This is a genomic window from Pontibacterium sp. (assembly GCF_041587635.1).
Classification (GTDB): Bacteria; Pseudomonadota; Gammaproteobacteria; order Pseudomonadales; family Balneatricaceae; genus Pontibacterium.
This window is the reverse complement of record NZ_JBFGYC010000398.1, coordinates 1-3,853: the sequence shown is the minus strand read 5'-3', so window position 1 is coordinate 3,853 and position 3,853 is coordinate 1. Positions and strand designations below refer to the sequence as shown.

At 51.9% G+C, this 3,853-nt stretch carries 4 protein-coding genes; all 4 read left to right on the top strand.

Annotated elements, in window-relative coordinates; translation table 11 throughout:
* Positions 1–3 precede the first annotated feature (3 nt).
* The gene (locus tag ABYW01_RS16290; protein ID WP_372834699.1) at positions 4–414 is read left to right on the top strand and encodes a tripartite tricarboxylate transporter TctB family protein; all 411 of its coding nucleotides are present in this window, start codon (positions 4–6) and stop codon (positions 412–414) included.
* A 14-nt stretch (positions 415–428) separates the two neighbouring features.
* Positions 429–1,949: a tripartite tricarboxylate transporter permease gene (locus ABYW01_RS16285; RefSeq protein WP_372834696.1), complete on the top strand. Its 1,521-nt coding sequence runs from the start codon at positions 429–431 to the stop codon at positions 1,947–1,949.
* Between the two features lie 108 nt (positions 1,950–2,057).
* Complete coding sequence (locus ABYW01_RS16280; protein WP_372834693.1) at positions 2,058–3,008, top strand: Bug family tripartite tricarboxylate transporter substrate binding protein; 951 nt, start codon at positions 2,058–2,060, stop codon at positions 3,006–3,008.
* A 299-nt stretch (positions 3,009–3,307) separates the two neighbouring features.
* Positions 3,308–3,853, top strand: a 546-nt coding sequence (locus ABYW01_RS16275) for a LysR family transcriptional regulator (RefSeq protein WP_372834690.1), incomplete at its 3' end; no start/stop codon positions are given.

The following is a 3,853-nucleotide window of genomic DNA, read 5'->3' as shown; positions in this document are numbered from 1 at the left end:
GTCATTTTTGCCTTGTATGTGACAGCCGCTACGATTCGTCACGTGGCCGACGACTATCTCTATCCGCAACTGTACCTGCAGCGGTTTACCCCCGACAAGGCCGCACGAGAACTCACCTATTATCATCGCGTTTGCGATGCCAGCACACAAACGGCGCACGATACGACGGAACTGATTGTGACCGACGGTTTCCGCGGCATCTTTATATACATCGGCATCTTCATCGCCTATTGGCTTGCCGTTCCGCACCTCGGATTCATGGTTACGACACCCTTTGTCATGCTCGCTGTCGCCGTACTGCTGGGTGGCCGTAGCTGGATACCGATCATTACCATGTCTGTTATCACCCCCGTTCTGATCTATTACGGATCCAGAGAATTTTTGCGGGTTTACCTGCCAACCTGGACACTGTAAGGGGAGATATTCAGATGTTTGATAATATTCTTAGCGGTTTCTCGTCTATCCTCGCAATCGGTCCGATCCTGGGCATTATTGCAGGCGTTTTCATTGGTATTACCTTCGGAGCAATCCCAGGTATCTCCTGCATCATGGCCATCGCCATCATGCTGCCAATGACCTTTTACGTCGATCCGATCATCGGTATCACTATGCTGCTGGCCGTGTATAAAGCCGGTATTTATGGTGGCTCAATCTCAGCCATCCTGATCAACACGCCAGGAGCGGCCGCATCGTTCCTGACTGCTCAGGACGGCCATGCACTGACGAAATCAGGCAAAGCCGGTAAAGCACTGGATATGTCCCTGTTTGCTTCGGTCTCCGGTGAGATGATTGCAACGCTGGTACTGATTCTCGTGGCGGCACCAATCTCTGCGATCTCGCTGCAGGCAGGCCCGATTGAAAAAGTCTTCCTGCTACTGTTTGCCTTCACCGTGATCGGCTCGATGGCGGGTGAATCAATTCCACGCGGCTTGCTGTCATGCTGTCTGGGTATGCTGTTCGCCATGGTAGGGATGGATTCCATCACCGGTACATCTCGCTTTACATTCGGCGTTGATGAGCTGATCGGTGGCTTTACGTTCACGCCAATGTTGATCGGCATTCTGGTAATGCCAGAGGTGATCAATGTGATCCGCAGGCGCAAGATACCCCATCATGAACTCGCGATTACCCATTCGCCGAATCCGGCTGATAACCGCATCAGCTTTAAAGAGTTCCGTGGCGTCTTCCGCACCATCCTGAAATCCAGTGGTATCGGTACCTTTATCGGTGCGCTACCGGGTTTGGGCTCCAGTACTGCAGCATTCATCGCTTACGGCGAAGCAAAGCGTACCTCTAAGAAGCCTGACGAGTACGGCAAAGGCTCCACTGAAGGTATCGCCGCAGCAGAATCCGCGAACAACGCAGTCTGTGGTTCCAGCATGATTCCAATGCTGACCCTGAGTATTCCGGGTGACGACGTTGCCGCACTGTTGATGGGCGCGTTCCTGATCCACGGCCTTACGCCGGGTCCGATGATCTTCTTCGAACACACGGAAACCATCTACGCGATCTTTGCAGGGTTCCTGATCACTGACCTGTTCCTGCTGGTGATTGCACGCTCCGGATTCAAGTTCTTCGTAAATATGGCTTCTCTGAAGCGCTATTTCATCTTCCCATGTGTGACTGTGTTTGCCTTCACCGGCGCCTTCACCGCGGGCCAGAACATGAATGACATTCTGGTACTGATCGCCTTCACCGTTCTGGGCTACGGCATGCGAATGGTAGGACTGAACCCGGCGGTATTTATCATCGGCTTTATCCTCACGCCATTCCTTGAACAGAACCTGGATCAGGCATTTGCCATCGTTGGCGACGATTATTACCAATTCTTTGCTTCACCGTTCTCATGGGTGTTTATCGCACTGTCCGCATTCTTTGTCTTCTCTAGCATGCGTTCAAAAAGAAAAGCATCAAAAATCCCAGCTCCAGTGCAAGAGAAAACAGCCTGAGCCGGACAACACTGATTTTCTTCTCAGGACCGCGACGTCCCAACTCCTAGGTCCAACGTCCTGAGAAGACTGTTAAACGTAAATAAAAATAAATCGAAGGAAGTACGTATGAAAAGCACTAAAAAAACCCTGCTATCCATCGCTGGCGCACTCGCCGTATCTCTGGCTTCTGGTACAGCACTGGCTGCATACCCAGACAAACCCATCAAAGTGATCGTGCCTTGGGGCGCAGGCGGTGACTCCGACCTGACAACCCGTATCTGGGCCGACGCAATGGAAAAAGAGCTGGGTGTACCTGTTGTTGTGATCAACAAAACCGGTGGCGGTGGCGTGGTCGGTACATCGTTTGTTGCGCGCGCTAAAAATGACGGCTACACACTGATCAATGCGGGCCTGAGTAACATGCTGGTGACACCAAACTTCACCAACACGCCGTACAACTTTGATACCTTTACCCCAGTTGTAAAGTTCACCTCTGTACCGCTGGCTGTAGTCGTGGCTAAAGACAGCCCGTATCAGGACTTCAACGAGTTTGTAGCGGGTGCTAAGAGCAAGACAATCACTCAGGGTTCTTGGGGTGCGTCCTCTTCCGGCACAATCATGGCGACCATCATCGCCAATCAGGCAGGCTACAAAGTTAAATACGTGCACGCGAAAGGCGCTGCGGATTCCATGGTATCTGTTGTCGGTGGTCACATCGATTCTGCAGTCTCCTTCCCACCCGCATTTGGCCCTCACGTAAAAGCTGACCGTGCCCGCGCACTGGTGATCAACCAGAAAATGGACGCGTTCCCAGGCGTTCCAACTTTCTCAGACTACGGTATCAAAGGTAGCTTCGGTGGCTGGTCCGGCGTATTCGCCCCTAAAGGCGTCTCTCAGGAAGTGGTCGATAAACTGACCGCGGCAACTGCGAACGTAATGAAAGACCCTAAAGTACTGGCAGCATACGAAAACATCGGTGCACTGGTAGACTTCCGTCACGGTCCTGATTGGATCAAAGACCTGAAAGTCACTTACGGCATCTACAAAGATGAAGCAGCGCGCGTTAGCAAGAAGTAATCGCCCTGTATGATCATCGGCTCCCGGCTCTGCTCACGCATCCGGGTTGCCGCTGAACCACGCTTTAGCCGCCCCCCTTCCTACAGGCTCTACCTATCCGCCTTATTACAGCGCACCTCCCCTCATTGCACGGACGTGACTCTGCATACCTCTTCCATCCACGCACCTCTATGCCGATACAACGCCGGTTACCAGACGCTATCAAGTATTGATCTCAGCGCGCCTTCCGCATATAACATAATTTGATTCTTGTTTTTTTAAGCCACTCATCAGCAAAACTAATATATCAAGGCGTCATCATGAACCTTAAACAGATGGAAGCATTTCGAGCAGTTATGCTCACCGGCTCGGTTTCACAGGCTGCGAAACAGCTATTCCGAACCCAACCGGCGGTCAGCATGATGATCAGTTCATTGGAAAGTGAGATCGGTTTTCAGCTGTTTGAACGTCATAAGAAACGTCTTTACCCGACTCCTGAAGCCAACTATCTGTACAAAGAGGTTGAAGCAATTTTTAACCGTATTCAGGACGTCAGCCAAACGGTGCAGGACATCCAGAACAAACAGTACGGTTTCCTGCGAATTGGTTGTATGCCTGGCCCATCCAACTTCTTCGTCCCCGATATATTGGCAGACTTTTTGGAAGACCACCCCAAGGTTCAGGCCTCGCTGCAAACCCGCACCTCTGACGCGGTTGTCGAATGGATCGCCTCCAACCAATACGATCTGGGTATCGCTGAAATGACGAAGCACCAATCCCAGATCGGCAAAAACCAGATGTTCGAACTCCCTTGCCTCTGTGCCCTACCCGCCGATCATCCCTTGGCGGGCAACGAGGTGATTACC